This is a genomic window from Polaromonas sp. CT11-55 (assembly GCF_047303325.1).
In the GTDB taxonomy this organism is placed as follows: domain Bacteria; phylum Pseudomonadota; class Gammaproteobacteria; order Burkholderiales; family Burkholderiaceae_C; genus Polaromonas.
Genome location: NZ_JBKBEX010000019.1, coordinates 43998 through 59597 on the forward strand (window position 1 = coordinate 43998; position 15600 = coordinate 59597).

Sequence of the window (15600 nt, forward strand, 5' to 3'; positions counted from 1 at the left end):
AAGCTGCGCGACAATCGCCCCATGCCCGAACAAGTTCCGCTTTCCGCCTCCGCGCCAGCTTCCATCAGCCCCGCCTCCGCCGCGCCCCTCGACGAGCCGGTCAATCCCCAAAAGCACCGCAGGGGCCTGAGCCGCGTCTGGCACGCCACGGGCTACTCCATCGCCGGCCTGCGGGCCGGCTGGCATGAAACCGCATTCCGCCAGGAAGCCATCGCCTCCATCGTGCTGATACCCGCCGCCTTCTGGCTGGGCCGCAGCTGGGTGGAGACCGTGCTGCTGGCCGGCACGGTCATCCTCATCATGATCGTGGAGCTGCTCAACACCGGTATCGAAACCGCCATAGACCGCATAGGCCCCGAGTGGCACGACCTTTCCAAGCGCGCCAAGGACATGGGCAGCGCCGCCGTCCTGCTCAGCCTGCTGCTGTGCGCGGGCACCTGGGCCATGGCGCTCTGGCAACGCTTTGCAGCATGAACAAAGACAACACCGAAGTGACAGAAACCTCCAAACCCACCTTCTCCCTTTGCGTCTACTGCGGCTCACGCACGGGCGCCCAGCCTGAATTCGCCGCGATCGCCGCCCTCGTCGGCACCTGGATAGGCCAGCACGGCGGCCAACTGGTCTACGGCGGCGGCCGCAACGGCCTCATGGGCATACTGGCCGACGCGGCGCTCGCCGCAGGCGCGCGTGTCGTGGGGGTGATCCCCAAGGCGCTGGTCGAAAAAGAATGGGCCCACACCGGCTGCACCGAACTGCACGTCGTGGAAAACATGCACGAGCGCAAACGCATCATGGCCGAACATGCCGACGCCTTCCTGGCCCTGCCCGGCGGCATAGGCACGCTCGAAGAATTTTTTGAAGTCTGGACCTGGCGCCAGCTGGGCTACCACGACAAGCCGGTCGGCTTGCTCAACATGGGCGGCTACTACGACAGCCTGCTGGCTTTCCTGGCCTCATCGGTGAAAGCCGGCTTCATGAACGACTGGCTGATGGACCTGATACGCACCGGCAGCGAGGCGGAGCCTCTGCTCGAAACCCTGGTGCAGACGGCCGGCATGACGCCAGCCGCCACCCGCCTCGACCAGATTTAATCGGCTTGGCGGCCCGTCAGACCGCAGCTTCGTCCTCTTCCCCAGTGCGGATGCGTACAACGCGTTCGACGCTGGTGATGAAAATCTTGCCGTCGCCGATCTTGCCGGTGCGCGCGGCGCGCACGATGGCATCCACGCAGCGCTCCACGTCCTCGGTTTTCACGACGACTTCGACCTTGACCTTGGGCAGGAAGTCGACCACGTACTCGGCACCGCGATACAGCTCGGTGTGGCCTTTCTGGCGGCCGAAACCCTTGACTTCAGTGACGGTCAAGCCCGTCACGCCGCATTCGGCCAAAGCCTCGCGGACTTCTTCGAGTTTGAAAGGCTTGAGGACGGCGGTAATTTGTTTCACTGAATATCTCCGGTAGTTAAAAAATAAGGCCCCCACGCTCCCCACTGCGTGTGGTTCGCTGCCCCCCCGAGGGGGCCGCCCGCCTGCGGCCCGGCAAAGCCGGTTCCGCGGCTCATGCTGGTATGGGAGGAGGCATCCCGTGCTTTTTTACTGTCTAAATTTACTCGTAATAGGATAGCGCCAATCCTTGCCGAAGCTCCTGTGGGTGACCCTGATGCCCACGGGCGCCTGCCGGCGTTTGTATTCGTTGATTCGGATCAGTTGCGCCACGCGCACGACCAACCCGCGGTCAAATCCGGCAGCGACGATGGCGTCCACGCCCTGGTCGTTCTCCATGTACCGCTCCAGTATGGCGTCCAGTACCTCATAGGGCGGCAGGCTGTCCTGGTCGGTCTGGTCGGGCCGCAGCTCGGCGCTGGGCGGGCGCGTGATGATGCGCTCGGGAATCGGGTTGCTGCCGGTGCCGTAAGGGTCGTTGGCATTGCGCCAGCGCGCCAGCCGGAACACCGAGGTCTTGAGCACGTCCTTGATGACCGCGAAGCCGCCAGCCATGTCGCCGTACAGCGTGCAATAGCCGGTGGCCATCTCGCTCTTGTTGCCGGTGGTCAGCACGATGGAGCCGAACTTGTTGGACAGCGCCATCAAAAACACGCCGCGTATGCGCGCCTGGATGTTTTCCTCGGTCGTGTCTTCCTTCCGGCCCTTGAACTCGCCGGCCAGCGAGGCCTTGAAGGCCTCGAACTCGGGCACGATGGATATCTCGTCGTAGCGCACCTTCACCCGCTCGGCCATCTCGCGCGCGTCTATCCACGAAATATCGGCGGTATAGGGCGAAGGCATCATCACCGCGCGCACCTTGTCCGCGCCCAGCGCATCCACCGCGATCGCCAGCACCAGGGCCGAGTCGATGCCACCCGACAGGCCCAGGATCGCTCCCGGAAAACCGTTTTTGCCCAGGTAGTCGCGCACGCCCAGCACCAGCGCGTCCCACAGGTCGGCCTCGGGGCTGCGCTCGGCCGCGGTAGCCGCAGCCAGTGTGACCGCCCCCCCCGTGCGCTCGGCACGGATGGCAAACAGCTTTTCCTTGAAACTCTCGGCCCGCCCGGCCAGCGTGCCGTCGGCCTGCAGCGCAAAAGAGCGCCCTTCAAACACGATTTCGTCCTGCCCGCCCACCAGGTGGGCATAAACCAGCGGCAAGCCGGTGGCCAGGCAGCGGTTTTGCATCATCTGCTCGCGCTCGCCGCCCTTGCCCACATGGAAAGGCGAGGCATTGATGACCACCAGCAGCTCGGCGCCGGCCTCCCTGGCCAGGCGCGCCGGCTCTTCGAACCAGGCGTCTTCACAGATCAGCAGGCCTATGCTGATGGCCTCGTCGCCCTCCCCGGCCTGGAACACGCAAATACCCTGGCCCGGCGTGAAGTAACGGCGCTCGTCAAATACCTGGTAATTGGGCAGTTCGCGCTTGGCGTAGCTTTCGATGACGCGGCCCTCGCGCAGCACCCGAGCGGCGTTGTGGCGCTGCTGCACCTCCACGCTTTTGGTGCGCAAGCCCTTGCCGTTGTCGCCGTGGGTGGGCGTGCCCACCACCACCGTCAGGCCTTTTAACCCGGCCAGCTCGCGGGCCACTTGATTCACGGCATCATCACAGGCCTGGATGAAAGAGGGACGTAAAAACAGGTCTTCAGCCGCATAACCGCAAATGGCCAGTTCGGGTGTCAGCACCAGCCGCACACCGTCCTGGTAGGCGGCGCGAGCCGCCTCGATGATCTTTTGCGCATTGCCCGGCATGTCTCCCACGCAGTAGTTCAGTTGGGCAACGCAGATTTTGAGTGGCATGTAGAAGTAAAACCCCAAAAACACGTGAAAAAAGACTCAAACGATTATGTCATCCGCGTGATGGATTCGCCGCTGAAGGTGAATGCCTCCGAGTGGAACGCCCTGCTGGCGGCGCAAAGCCCCGGCGAAGCCGCCAACCCCTTCATGCGCCACGAGTACCTGGCCGCGCTGCACGAAAGCGGCAGCGCCACCCCAGAGACCGGCTGGACGCCTCGCTTTGTCACCCTCTGGCAGGGCCATACCCTGGCCGGTGCCTGCCCGCTTTACCTCAAGGCCCACTCCTACGGCGAATACGTGTTCGACTGGGCCTGGGCCAATGCCTACCAGCAGCACGGTCTCAACTACTACCCCAAGGCCGTGGCCGCCGTGCCCTTCACGCCCGTGCCGGGCGCCCGGCTGCTGGCGCGCACGGCTGCCGAGCGCACGCTGCTGGTCAAGGCGCTGCTTGCCTTGTGCACGGAAGAAGCGCTCTCATCCTTGCATTTGCTGTTTACTGCCGATGAAGATGTCGCCGCTTGCGAAGAAGCCGGCCTCATGCTGCGCCACACAGTCCAATTCCACTGGACTGCGCCGCCCGCCGGCTACCGTGACTTCGACGACTTCCTGATGTCGCTGAACCAGGAAAAGCGCAAAAAAATCCGCCAGGAGCGCCGCAAGGTGCACGATGCCGGCATCCGCTTTCGCTGGTCCCTGGGCAAGGACATCAGCCGGGATGACTGGGATTTTTTCTACCGTTGCTATGAACGTACCTACTATGAGCACGGCAACGCACCCTACCTCAGCCGAGACTTCTTCCAGCGCATGCAGGACACCATGCCGGAGAACTGGCTGCTGTTTATTGCCGAAGGCGATGCTGGTGGAAAGCGTCGTCCTATCGCAGCCAGCCTGATCGCGGTCAGCGCGGCTCCGGCCAATTCGGCAAACACCGAAGCTCCCCCGCTGGCCGCCTACGGCCGCTACTGGGGCGCCCTGGCCCGCGTCGACTGCCTGCACTTCGAAGCCTGTTACTACCAGCCGCTGCAGTGGTGCATAGAGCACGGCTACCAGCGCTTTGAGGGCGGCGCCCAGGGCGAGCACAAAATGGCACGCGCCCTGCTGCCCGTCAAGACCACCAGCGCCCACTGGCTGGCCCATCCCTCCTTCGCCGACGCCGTGGAGCGTTTCCTGGAACGCGAAGGCGCCGGCATCCAGAGTTATATGGACGAGCTGGAGCGGCGCAACCCGTTCAGGCGCGCCGGGCCGGCCGCCGCAGCCTGAGAAAACACCACGATTTCAGCGCCGCAGGGTCTTTCCTCCGATTGCGCGCCACGTAGGCGAGCGGTGCTATAAATCCCTCCAAAGGACATTCCCATGAGCAACACCCACGATGCACCTCGGGGCCAATTCCAGGGCCAATACAAAGTCAACCTGGTCGAGTGCCCCACCCTCAGCGCCGAGCAGCGCGCCGCCGCCGAGCTGCGCTTTCGCATGGCGCTTGAATTCGCCGTGGGCGGACCGGAATATGTGCTGCCCTCCCTTCAGGCCTATATGCTGGCGCAGACCCTGAACGAAGGCCTGCCGCTGCAAGGTGCCTCGCAGGCCGAAGAGCAGGTCATCGCGCTGTGGGAAAACGCCGAGACAGATGCCATCCTGGCCGCCATGCGGCCCTTGGGCGATAACCTGGACAACGCGCGCTTCGAGATTCTTCCGCTCTGAATCCCGGCATGCCGACACCCACACCATGAACAGCGCCGCCCTCCCGCTTCCAGGCGCCCCGGCATCCGCCGCACCTGCCGCAAACGACAGCGCCCTCGGCACACCGCCGCCACTGGGCCGCCCCCATGCCCGGCGCCTGCGCGAGGTCTACCGTTCCGCCGGATGGCCCTGCCAGGACCTGCTGGAGATCGAACTACTCGCCACCGGCATGCTGCAGCGTGTGGCCGGGCCCGCGGGCCATGAAACCCTGCGCGTCACCGATGCGGGCATTGCCTACCTGGCGGCCACACTGCTGCGCAACCGCTCGGCATTGTCCAAACATGAAGCGCTGGTCGAGCAGGTCGCACGCGAAATGGTGCGTGCCGGCCGCATCGCCTGGCGCGGCCTGGGCCTGCGCGCCCAGTTGCCGCCGGAAACCGAAGACGGCAAGGCGCGCTGGTGCGTCGTTCGACCCGACGTGTTTTCCATCCGCAACACCACAGTCCAAGAATATGTGGACCCCATCGTCCACGAGATCAAGGTGCACCGCTCCGATTTGCTGGGCGACCTGCGCCGCCCCGAAAAGCGCGCCGCCTACCTGGACCTGGGCGGCGAATGCTGGTACGTGTTGGGCTGCGATGCCAAAGGCCGGCCCATAGGCGCGGCCGACGAGGTTCCGGCCGAATGCGGCGTGATGGTGGTCGAGGGCCAGCGCCTCGTCGTAGCCCGCGCAGCGCCACGGCGCTCGCGCCAGGCCTTGCCCCTGGGAGTGTGGATGGCGCTGGCCAAGGGGACACCGGTGGCCGGGCTCAATGACGATGAGCAAGGGATGCTGGGCGACTGCGAAGCTTGAACGCGATCGCGGCCGCGCGCTGAGCCCGGCGCGACAGCCGCGGCTACGGCAAACCCTAGTGCCGCGGCCCGGCCCGCTCGGTTAAGGTCTCCCCCACGGAGACAACAACCATGAAATCCCTGACCGGCCTGGACGCGACCTTTCTTTACCTCGAAACCCCTGAAATGCCCATGCATGTGGGCTCGCTCAACCTGTGCGAACTGCCGGCGGGCTTCAAGGGCAGCTTTCACAAGGCCGTCAAAAACCATATCGCCAAACGCATGCACCTGGCGCCGGTGTTCAGCCGCAAGCTGGTGTTCATGCCGCTGGACCTGGGCCATCCGCTGTGGGTGGAGGCCGATTCGGTGGACATCGACTTCCACATCCGCCGCGCCGACCCCAACAAAAAAGGCGCGGCGCCCATGACGCTGGCCGAGGTGCACAAGCTCTGCGCCCAGCTGCACGGCGAGGTCATAGACCGCGACTACCCGCTCTGGGAGTTTTATATCTTCGACCGCATCCAGCTGCCCGAATCCCAGGGCGGCGGCATCGTGGCCGGCTTTTTCTCCAAGATCCACCATGCCGCGCTGGACGGCAAGGGCGGCGTGATGCTGGCCAATGCCATGCTGGACCTCAGCCCCGAGCCGCGCGAGGTGGCGCCGCCCGACCCTGACCGGCGCCGCAAGCTGGAGGCCGACCTCAAGCTGGGCAAGATGATCGGCTCGGTGTTCTCCAGCTCGCTGGGCCAGCTGGCCAAGGTCGCCAAGTCACTGCCCGCCGCGGCCAGCACCTTGGGCAGCACACTGGCCAAACAGTCCATGGGCAGTTCGGCCACCGGCGTCAAACCCAAGATGCCCATGAAGCTGGCGCCACCCACGCCCTTCAATGCGGGCATAGGCACGGGCCGCGTGTTTGTTACCGCCACCATCCCGCTGGCGGAGACCAAGGCCATGGGCAAGGCGGTGGGCGGTTCGTTCAACGACATGGTGTTGTGGATCTGCTCCACCGCGCTGCGCAGCTACCTCACGCAGCACCACAGCCTGCCGAAAAAATCACTGGTGGCCGCCATGCCGGTGTCGCTGCGCGAGGCCGGCGCCACCGATGCCAGCAACCTGGGCAACCAGGTGAGCATGAGCCTGGTCGAACTGGGCACGCACCTGGCGCACCCGCTCAAGCGCATGAACGCCATCATGGCCTCCACCGCCAAGGTCAAGACCTCCATGCAAAGCCTCAAGGGCCTGCTGCCGACCGATTACCCCTCGCTGCTGGCGCCCTGGCTGGTCGGCGGCGCCGCCAAGATGGCGCTCAATGCCTACGGCAAAAGCGGCATGGCCAGCCGCCTGCCCATGGTGGCCAACCTGGCGATTTCCAACGTGCCGGGCCCGCCCGTGCCGCTGTACCTGGCCGGCGCGAAATTCCTGACCTTCCATCCGCTGTCCATCATCTTGCACGGCCTGGCGCTCAACATCACCATACAGACCTACGCCGGCCATGTGGACTTTGGCATCATTGCCGACAAAAAAGCGCTGCCGCATGCCAGGGACCTGGCCAAGGCGATTGAGGACGCCTTCGTCGAGGCGCAGGCGCTGATGGCTGCCCCGGCACCGGCAGCACCCGCGCCCCGCAAGACCACCGGGCCCGCCGCGAAAAAGGCCGCAGTGAAGGCCGCGCCGGTAAAAACCCGAAAGGCCGCTGTCACGAAGGCGACGAAAACTACCGCGAAGCGATGAAGTTAGAGGTGCCTCCCTCTGTAAAAACCGGTAAGCGCCCCATACTGGTTTCTGTAGGAAACCAACACAAAAGTATCCAATGCTCCAAGCCATGGCAAGCCCCTCATCCAAGCGAAATCCGTCTTCCTCCTCCCAGAATCCCTCAAAACCGGCTCCGCACGATGTCCCGCCCAGCGCATGGCTGCTCGCACTCGAGTTGCGCGCATTCTGGGAGTTCGGCGCCCTGCTGCCCGCCTGGCCCCTGCTGGCCCGCGCGCCGCGCGGCGACGGCCATGCCGTGATGGTGTTCCCGGGCCTGTCGGCCAACGACGCCACCACCGTGCCGCTGCGCCAGTACCTGCAGTCGCTCAATTACAAGCCCTGGGGCTGGGAACAGGGTTTTAACTTCGGCCCGCGTGCGGGTGTGCTTGAAGAAGCCCGCGACAGCCTTGTCCGCACCTTCGAGGCCACGGGCCGCAAGGTCAGCCTGATTGGCTGGAGCCTGGGCGGCGTCTATGCGCGCGAGCTGGCCAAGGAAATGCCGGACAAGGTGCGCTGCGTCATCACGCTGGGCACGCCTTTCGCGGGCTCGCACAAGGCCACCAACGCCTGGCGCGTTTATGAGCTCACCAGCGGCCGCAATGTGGAGCGGGAATCCGAAAACTACGACCTGCCGGCCGCCCCGCCCGTGCCGACCACCAGCATTTATTCACGCAGCGACGGCGTGGTGGCCTGGCAGGCCAGCATCCAGGCGCCCAGCGCGAGCAACCCGCAGACCGAGAACATCGAGGTGCTGGCCAGCCACATCGGCATGGGCGTGAACCCCAGCGCCTGGTGGGCGGTGGCTGATCGTTTGGCCCAGCCCGAAGGCCTGTGGAAACCCTTCGCGCGCGAGGACAAGGGCCGGCTGCACGGCCTGGTTTACCCGGTGCCCGCGCAAGCAACTTAAACGCAAACAAAACCGCGCCAGGCATAAAAAAGCGCCTGCAGGAAAACCTGCAGGCGCTTTTTTTGTGGGGACCTGAAACCTGAAATCAGGCGGCCTTGGCGTAGTTGGCGATGCCGTCGGTGATTTCCTTCTTGGCCGCATCGGGGCCTTCCCAGCCCAGCACCTTGACCCATTTGCCTTCTTCCAGATCTTTGTAGTGTTCAAAGAAATGGGAGATGGTTTTCAGGCGCAGCGGGTTCATGTCCTCGGGTTTTTGCCACTGGGTGTAGAGCGAGCATTTCTTGTCCACGGGCACGGCCAGCACCTTGCCGTCTTCACCGGCTTCGTCCTGCATCTTCAGGATGCCGATGGCGCGGCAGGTCACCACCACGCCGGGAATCAGGGGCACTGGCGTGATCACCAGCACATCGACCGGGTCGCCGTCGCCGCTGATGGTCTTGGGCACATAGCCGTAGTTGGTCGGGTAGTGCATGGACGTGCTCATGAAGCGGTCCACAAAAATCGCGCCGGACTCCTTGTCCACCTCGTACTTCACCGGGTCGGCGTTCATCGGGATTTCGATGATCACGTTAAAGGATTCGGGAACGTTTTTACCGGGGGAAACTTTATCGAGGGACATGGTCGCTTGAGGTTGTGTTGAAGGGAAAGAGATGAAATGAAAGGCTTCAGCCCGCATGGGCGGCCGCGCAAGAGCGCGGGGTTAATACTCTGCGGTTACCGGTAGCTCGGTATTTACCCTCATTTTACTGATTCAGGGCTTACGCATCGCGAACTTGTCATGTTTTCACGTTAAATTTCGCGAGTTGGCCAATCGACTTGTCTCCACACGTGGCACAAGCAACGAGGAAGCAACGCAGCGGGGGCACCGCTCGCGTGGCACCCCCTCCAAGCGAAAAACAACGTAGGAGAATTTCAATGTCAGCTATGACAGGCAACTCGGCGCTCATTCTTGCGCTGGTCTGCGGACTGATCGCCGTCGGGTACGGCTTCTGGGCACGCAGCTGGATTCTTTCCCAGGACGCAGGCAATGCGCGCATGCAGGAAATCGCAGCCGCGATCCAGACAGGCGCCGCCGCCTACCTCGCGCGGCAATACAAAACCATTGCCATCGTCGGTGTCATCCTCGCGGTGCTCATCGGCTTTTTTCTTGACGGCAAGACCGCCGTCGGCTTCGTGGTCGGCGCGGTGCTCTCGGGCGCCTGCGGCTTTATCGGCATGAACGTCTCGGTGCGCGCCAACGTGCGCACCGCACAGGCCGCCACCAGGGGCATTGGCCCCGCCCTGGACGTCGCCTTCCGCGGCGGCGCCATCACCGGCATGCTGGTCGTGGGCCTGGGCCTGCTGGGCGTGAGCGGCTTTTACTGGTTCCTGGTGGGCAACGGCAATTACACGCCCGACCTCAAGCTGGCCAACCTGCTCAACCCGCTGATCGGCTTTGCCTTCGGCTCCTCGCTGATTTCCATCTTCGCCCGGCTGGGCGGCGGCATCTTCACCAAGGGCGCCGACGTCGGCGCCGACCTGGTGGGCAAGGTCGAGGCCGGTATCCCCGAGGACGACCCGCGCAACCCCGCCGTGATTGCCGACAACGTCGGCGACAACGTGGGCGACTGCGCCGGCATGGCCGCCGACCTGTTTGAAACCTATGCGGTGACGCTGATCGCCACCATGGTGCTGGGCGCCCTGCTGCTGTCCAGCGCCGGTGCCACCGCCGCGGTCTATCCGCTGGCGCTGGGCGGCGTGTCCATCATCGCCTCCATCATCGGCTGCTTCTTCGTCAAGGCCTCGCCCGGCATGAAGAACGTGATGCCGGCCCTCTACAAGGGCCTGGCGATTGCCGGCGTGCTGTCGCTCATCGCTTTCTACTTCGTCACCATGTGGCTGATGCCCGACAACGCCGTGACGGCCACCGGCACGCAGATGCGCCTGTTCGGCGCCTGCGCGGTCGGCCTGGTCCTGACCGGCGCGCTCTGCTGGGTGACCGAGTACTACACCGGCACGCAGTACAAACCCGTGCGCCACATCGCGCAGGCATCGACCACCGGCCACGGCACCAACATCATCGCCGGCCTGGGCGTATCCATGCGCTCCACCGCCTGGCCCGTGGTGTTTGTCTGCATCGCGATCCTGGTCGCCTTCAAGCTGGCGGGCCTCTACGGCATCGCGATCGCGGCGACCTCCATGCTGAGCATGGCCGGCATTGTGGTCGCGCTGGACGCCTACGGCCCCATCACCGACAACGCCGGCGGCATCGCCGAGATGGCCGAGCTGCCCAGCAGCGTGCGCGACATCACCGACCCGCTGGACGCCGTGGGCAACACCACCAAAGCGGTGACCAAGGGCTATGCCATCGGCTCGGCCGGCCTGGCCGCGCTGGTGCTGTTCGCCGACTACACGCACAAGCTCGAGGCCTATGGCAACGCCATCAGCTTCGACCTGAGCAACCCCTACGTCATCATCGGCCTCTTCATCGGCGGGCTGATTCCCTACCTGTTCGGCGCCATGGCCATGGAGGCCGTGGGCCGCGCCGCCGGCGCCGTGGTGGTCGAAGTGCGCCGCCAGTTCCGCGACATCAAGGGCATCATGGACGGCACGGGCAAGCCCGAGTACGACACCGCGGTCGACATGCTGACCACGGCCGCCATCAAGGAAATGATGATTCCCTCGCTGCTGCCCGTGGTGGTTCCCATCGTGGTCGGCCTGGCGCTTGGACCCCAGGCCTTGGGCGGCCTGCTGATGGGCACCATCGTGACCGGCCTGTTCGTCGCGATCTCCATGTGCACCGGCGGCGGCGCCTGGGACAACGCCAAAAAGTACATTGAAGACGGCAACCACGGCGGCAAGGGCTCGGAGGCGCACAAGGCCGCCGTGACCGGCGACACCGTGGGCGACCCCTACAAGGACACTGCCGGCCCGGCCGTCAACCCGCTGATCAAGATCATTAACATCGTGGCGCTGCTGATCGTGCCGCTGGTGATGAAATTCCACGGCGGTCCCGCGCAAGCCGCGCCCAGCGCGCCCATGGCGGAACCCGCCGCCGTGAGCGCACCGGCCGCCACCCCGACGACGCCCGCCATGCCCGCCCCGGCCCCCATGCAGGCGCCCAATGCGGCGGCCACGCCGACGCCAGCGGCACCGGCCTCGGCAGCATCACGCTAGCGCCTTACGCTCCATGTAAAAAAGCCCTGCAATGCAGGGCTTTTTCTTTGTACGCGTACAGCAAGGCTGTAGCGGCGTGGCCGCCGGCCGGTCAAGCCGGCATCAGTTGGCCCGCCCCTTGCCCAACCTCCAGCAACGCCGGTGCCGCGAGGAATTCAAAGCGGCGAATCTCGCTCAGCGCTTCGCTGAGCGTCATCTCGCCGGATCGCATCAGGCACCCGGTCAGGTGCTCCGTCAGGCCGGTGTATTGCGCCAGGACAGCCTTGGTTTCGCTGTAAAGCCGTTCGCTCTGGGCCTCCATGATGTTGCGCGTTTCCTCGTCCGGCGGCGCCGTGCCGCCGTCCTTGACCAGCGCGGCATAGTTCAGCCGGGTCTTGCGGTACATGCCCATTTCGGCCACCGCATGGTGCAGCAGCCGGGTCACGCGCGTGATGTCGTTGTGGGCGCCGCCCGTGGTGCCGTCCTCTCCGAAGAAAAGCTCTTCATTGGCCATGCCGCCCAGCAGCACGCGCACTTCATGCTCCATGTCGCCTTTTGTCTTGAGGAGGTTGCTGTCCTGTTTGTGCAGCACAAAGCCCAGTGCGTTGTTGCGCGGATTGGCTTTGAGTGAAATCTTGATGGTGTTCATGTCGGCTTGCAGGGCATCCCAGCTGCCGCCTGCCAGCTTGCGCTGGTGGTGAAAGTCCATCAGGAAGTGGCCCCACTCGTGCACGGCGATGATGCGCCGGTCCCGCTCGCGCTCCTGGGTGGTGTTGTCGTTGACATTGCCGACCAGCACGCGCTCGGCAGCCTGCATCAGGGTGTGCGCGCCTATCATCTGGCCCGACTGCACAGCGAGTATGCCCGCCTGGTTGACCATGGTTTCCAGGTCCGCCGGGCTGCAGCCCTCGGTCAGCTCGACAAAATGGCGCAGGTCCAGGCCCGGCAGGACCTTGTCGGCACGCTGGCGCAGGTAGTGGCCGGTGATGGCCAGGCGCTCCTGCTGGTTGGGCATGCGGAAGTCGACCTTCATCTGGAAGCGGCGCAGCATGGCCTCGTCCATCTGCAGGTTGGCCGAATTGAAGTTGGACGCCACGATCCAGATGATTTCCGCATCTGACTTGGTGCGCACGCCGTCCAGGATGGCCAGCAGCATGTTCTGCGTGTCGTCGTCGTATTTGCGGTTGCCGCCGCGCCGCATGAAGAGGTCTTGCGCCTCGTCGAGGAACACGATGCAGCGCTTGCGCCGCGTGGCCAGCGCGAGAATGCGCGACAGGGTGTTGGAGCCTCCGGCGACATAGCCGGTTTCCAGGTTGGCGGCCGAATGGAAAAGAATTGGCAGGTTCAGCTCCTTGGCGAGGTAGCTGGCCAGCTTGGTCTTGCCGGTGCCCGCCGGGCCGCTGAACATCACGTTGAACGGCTTGTTCACGCCGTAGGCGGCGTATTCAAGGCGGCGCTCGTACTGGTCGCGGATTTGCGCGACCTCGGCCTTGATGTCGTCCATGCCGACCAGGTCGTCGATGTCGCCGCTGATCTGCTGCGGCGAGATGAACTTCAGCGACTTGCGCTGGCCGCCGACCTGGTACCAAAGGAAGGCCAGCAGGCCCAGGGTCAGGGTGGCGGACACCAGCGCGCTGGCGCCGCCTTTCCAGGCGTCCTGCTCGGATTGCGGACGCGCCTCGCCGAAACGCTGCTCAAGCCGCGCCAGCATGTCCTTGCTGGCGCCGTCCAACGCGGCCTGGGGCACAAAGGTCAGCTTGCCGCCCCAGGGCGCCGTCACGGCCTTGTCGGCCAGTATCTTGGTTTCCATGTCCGAGGGGTAATACGCGTACTGCCGGCCTTCCGACTCGACCAGCACAAAGCGCTCGGAAACGGTCCAGAGAATCGGGCGGTAAATAATGGTGATGCGCGCGACCGGATGGGTCTCGAGGAAGCTCAGCACCGAGCCGCTACCGAAGACGACCGGCAGCGCGGTGTTGTAGGCCCAGGCCGCTTCGGCGCCTTGCCCCGCCGCCATTGCCTTGACCTCCAGGCTCAGTTTCTGCTGGCGCTCCAGGGTGGACCAGGCGTAGTACGCGCTGGCGGGAATCATCAGCGCCACACCCAGCACCGCGAGCTTCATGCCCGGCGTCTGGATAGCCAGCCAGTCGCGCAGGCGCGCCGCCAGCGTTTTTAACCAGGCCTGTTTGCCGGAGCCGGCGGCGGGTGCGTCGCCGGTGGAAGCCGCGGCATCGGTCGCGCAGGAGGTGGGGTCGGTCATCGCAATATGTGTCCCAAGTTGCGGACCGCAGTTGCCGGCTGCTGCCGCTGTCATGCGTCCGTTGGGCGCAATGTAGGCACCCATTCCATTTGTAGGAATTGGCGAGGTGCGTGTGTAGGTTTGATCCTACAGAAAAGCCCATTCCCCACACCAAGAATGTTGTAAATGGAGTGCCGACGCACCATGCCAAGGCGTGAAAAACGCACGCTTTTTTTAACAGTTACCTTCGACCGGCCGCGATGGGCTTGGCCGGCGCCCCGACGGCCGCTTTCAAGCAAAATCAGGCGATGCAGCTCAATTACATCGCCAACGCCTCCCTCCCCTCCGTCTCCGGCAAGACCATTCCCGTCATAGACCCGTCGGACGGCCAGGTGTTTGACGAGATCCAGCGCAGCAACGCGCACGACATAGACACCGCCGTGCGCAGCGCGCGCGAATGCCTGGAACTGGTGTGGAGCCGCTTCAACGCCGCCGAGCGCGGGCGCCTCTTGATGCGTCTGTCGGCCAAGGTCGCCGAACATGCCGAAGAGCTGGCCATGATCGAGCAGCGCGACTGCGGCAAGCCCACCAAGCAGGCGCGCGCCGACGCGGCGGCCCTGGCACGTTACTTCGAGTTCTATGCCGGCGCCTGCGACAAGCTGCACGGCGACACCATTCCCTACCTGGACGGTTACAGCGTGATGACCTGGCGCGAGCCGCACGGCGTCACCGGCCATGTGATCCCCTGGAACTACCCCATGCAGATCTTCGGCCGCAGCGTGGGCGGCGCGCTGGCCGCGGGCAATGTCTGCGTGGTCAAGCCGGCTGAGGACGCCTGCCTCTCACTGATCCGCGTGGCGCAGCTCGCCGCCGAAGTCGGCTTTCCGGCCGGTGCCATCAACATCGTGACCGGCTACGGCCATGAAGTGGGCGACGCGCTGGCGCGCCACAAGGGCATAGACCACATCAGCTTCACCGGCAGCCCGGCCGTGGGCACGCTGATTCAGCAGGCGGCGGCCGAGCGCCACTGCCCCGTCACCCTGGAGCTGGGTGGCAAAAGCCCGCAGATCGTTTTTGCCGATGCCGACCTGGACGCCGCGATTCCCGCCATCATCAACGCCATCGTGCAGAACGCCGGGCAGACCTGCTCGGCCGGTTCACGCCTGCTGGTGGAGCAGGCGATTTACGAGCCGCTACTGCTGCGCCTGGGCCATGCCTTTGAAAACCTGCGCGTGGGCCCTGCCGCCATGGACCTCGACGTCGGGCCCCTGATCCGGCAAAGCCAGCAGCAACGCGTGTGGGATTTTTTGAGCGACGCACAGGTCGCCAACATCGCCATGGTGGCCCAGGGCCAGATCGTCGATGAAGCGCCCGACACCGGCTTTTACCAGGCCCCCACCCTGCTGCGCGACGTGCCGACCACGCACCGGCTGGCCCAGGAAGAGGTCTTCGGCCCGGTGCTGTGCGCCATGAGTTTCAAGGACGAGAACCACGCCGTGGAACTCGCTAACGCCACCCAGTTCGGCCTGGTCGCCGGCATCTGGACACGCGACGGCGCGCGCCAGTTCCGTATGGCCAGGCGCGTCAGGAGCGGCCAGGTCTTCATCAACAACTACGGCGCCGGCGGCGGCGTGGAGCTGCCCTTTGGCGGCGTGAAGTCCTCGGGCTACGGCCGTGAAAAAGGCTTTGAGGCCTTGTACGGCTTCACGACGCTGAAGACCGTGGCGGTGCGCCACGGCTGAGCTGCGGCATCACCGCACCGCTTTGCAGCCGATGCTCC

General features: G+C 64.9%; 13 protein-coding genes. 9 read left to right on the top strand and 4 right to left on the bottom strand.

From position 1 onward, the window contains the following. Window positions 1–21 precede the first annotated feature (21 nt). The gene (locus ACEN8I_RS16855) at window positions 22–474 is read left to right on the top strand and encodes a diacylglycerol kinase (RefSeq protein ID WP_413329674.1); all 453 of its coding nucleotides are present in this window, start codon (window positions 22–24) and stop codon (window positions 472–474) included. After that, entirely contained in the window at window positions 471–1091 is a 621-nt protein-coding gene (locus ACEN8I_RS16860; protein ID WP_413329675.1) for a TIGR00730 family Rossman fold protein, read from the top strand. Before ACEN8I_RS16855 ends, ACEN8I_RS16860 begins: the two co-directional genes overlap by 4 nt. Before the next feature lie 16 nt (window positions 1092–1107). Here the strand turns inward: ACEN8I_RS16860 and ACEN8I_RS16865 are convergent, their stop codons facing one another. Together ACEN8I_RS16865 and ACEN8I_RS16870 are read right to left on the bottom strand one after the other, a co-directional pair. Further along, window positions 1108–1446: a P-II family nitrogen regulator gene (locus ACEN8I_RS16865; RefSeq protein WP_007869659.1), complete on the bottom strand. Its 339-nt coding sequence runs from the start codon at window positions 1444–1446 to the stop codon at window positions 1108–1110. A 147-nt stretch (window positions 1447–1593) separates the two neighbouring features. Further along, window positions 1594–3282, bottom strand: a complete 1689-nt coding sequence (locus tag ACEN8I_RS16870; protein WP_413329676.1) for an NAD+ synthase — start codon at window positions 3280–3282, stop codon at window positions 1594–1596. Window positions 3283–3342: 60 nt separating this feature from the next. Between ACEN8I_RS16870 and ACEN8I_RS16875 the strand changes: the two genes are divergently transcribed. The 5 genes from ACEN8I_RS16875 to ACEN8I_RS16895 all read left to right on the top strand — a co-directional run bounded on the left by ACEN8I_RS16875 (window position 3343) and on the right by ACEN8I_RS16895 (window position 8446). Beyond that, a complete protein-coding gene (locus ACEN8I_RS16875) occupies window positions 3343–4539 on the top strand; it encodes a GNAT family N-acetyltransferase (RefSeq protein ID WP_413329715.1) in 1197 nt (398 codons plus the stop codon). 93 nt (window positions 4540–4632) lie between these two features. Continuing rightward, the gene (locus tag ACEN8I_RS16880) at window positions 4633–4977 is read left to right on the top strand and encodes a hypothetical protein (protein WP_413329677.1); all 345 of its coding nucleotides are present in this window, start codon (window positions 4633–4635) and stop codon (window positions 4975–4977) included. A gap of 25 nt (window positions 4978–5002) precedes the next feature. Next, entirely contained in the window at window positions 5003–5809 is an 807-nt protein-coding gene (locus ACEN8I_RS16885) for a hypothetical protein (protein ID WP_413329678.1), read from the top strand. 110 nt (window positions 5810–5919) lie between these two features. Next, window positions 5920–7518 (top strand): wax ester/triacylglycerol synthase family O-acyltransferase, encoded by a 1599-nt coding sequence (locus tag ACEN8I_RS16890; RefSeq protein ID WP_413329679.1) that lies wholly within the window; start codon window positions 5920–5922, stop codon window positions 7516–7518. Between the two features lie 91 nt (window positions 7519–7609). Further along, window positions 7610–8446 carry an alpha/beta hydrolase gene (locus tag ACEN8I_RS16895; RefSeq protein ID WP_413329680.1) on the top strand — a complete coding sequence of 279 codons (837 nt, stop codon included), beginning with the start codon at window positions 7610–7612 and terminating at the stop codon, window positions 8444–8446. Window positions 8447–8531: 85 nt separating this feature from the next. Here ACEN8I_RS16895 and ppa read toward each other — a convergent pair whose 3' ends face one another. Beyond that, entirely contained in the window at window positions 8532–9065 is a 534-nt protein-coding gene (gene ppa / locus ACEN8I_RS16900; RefSeq protein WP_074574658.1) for an inorganic diphosphatase, read from the bottom strand. Window positions 9066–9370: 305 nt separating this feature from the next. Here ppa and ACEN8I_RS16905 point away from each other — a divergent pair, with 305 nt between their 5' ends. Further along, entirely contained in the window at window positions 9371–11602 is a 2232-nt protein-coding gene (locus ACEN8I_RS16905) for a sodium-translocating pyrophosphatase (RefSeq protein ID WP_413329717.1), read from the top strand. A 91-nt stretch (window positions 11603–11693) separates the two neighbouring features. On the opposite strand, the gene ACEN8I_RS16910 is transcribed toward ACEN8I_RS16905, so the two are convergent. Next, a complete protein-coding gene (locus ACEN8I_RS16910; protein WP_413329681.1) occupies window positions 11694–13841 on the bottom strand; it encodes an AAA family ATPase in 2148 nt (715 codons plus the stop codon). Window positions 13842–14128: 287 nt separating this feature from the next. On the opposite strand from ACEN8I_RS16910, the gene ACEN8I_RS16915 reads away from it, so the two are divergent. Beyond that, entirely contained in the window at window positions 14129–15562 is a 1434-nt protein-coding gene (locus tag ACEN8I_RS16915) for an aldehyde dehydrogenase family protein (RefSeq protein WP_413329682.1), read from the top strand. Window positions 15563–15600 lie beyond the last annotated feature (38 nt).

Bases quoted from the DNA above. Each gene is read 5' to 3' on its own strand.
- ACEN8I_RS16890 (WP_413329679.1), top strand. From the start codon at position 5,920: ATGAAATCCCTGACCGGCCTGGACGCGACCTTTCTTTACCTCGAAACC.
- ACEN8I_RS16895 (WP_413329680.1), top strand. From the start codon at position 7,610: ATGGCAAGCCCCTCATCCAAGCGAAATCCGTCTTCCTCCTCCCAGAAT.
- ACEN8I_RS16880 (WP_413329677.1), top strand. From the start codon at position 4,633: ATGAGCAACACCCACGATGCACCTCGGGGCCAATTCCAGGGCCAATAC.
- ACEN8I_RS16870 (WP_413329676.1), bottom strand. From the start codon at position 3,282: ATGCCACTCAAAATCTGCGTTGCCCAACTGAACTACTGCGTGGGAGAC.
- ACEN8I_RS16875 (WP_413329715.1), top strand. From the start codon at position 3,343: ATGGATTCGCCGCTGAAGGTGAATGCCTCCGAGTGGAACGCCCTGCTG.
- ACEN8I_RS16860 (WP_413329675.1), top strand. From the start codon at position 471: ATGAACAAAGACAACACCGAAGTGACAGAAACCTCCAAACCCACCTTC.
- ACEN8I_RS16910 (WP_413329681.1), bottom strand. From the start codon at position 13,841: ATGACCGACCCCACCTCCTGCGCGACCGATGCCGCGGCTTCCACCGGC.
- ACEN8I_RS16855 (WP_413329674.1), top strand. From the start codon at position 22: ATGCCCGAACAAGTTCCGCTTTCCGCCTCCGCGCCAGCTTCCATCAGC.
- ACEN8I_RS16905 (WP_413329717.1), top strand. From the start codon at position 9,371: ATGACAGGCAACTCGGCGCTCATTCTTGCGCTGGTCTGCGGACTGATC.
- ACEN8I_RS16915 (WP_413329682.1), top strand. From the start codon at position 14,129: ATGCAGCTCAATTACATCGCCAACGCCTCCCTCCCCTCCGTCTCCGGC.
- ACEN8I_RS16885 (WP_413329678.1), top strand. From the start codon at position 5,003: ATGAACAGCGCCGCCCTCCCGCTTCCAGGCGCCCCGGCATCCGCCGCA.
- ppa (WP_074574658.1), bottom strand. From the start codon at position 9,065: ATGTCCCTCGATAAAGTTTCCCCCGGTAAAAACGTTCCCGAATCCTTT.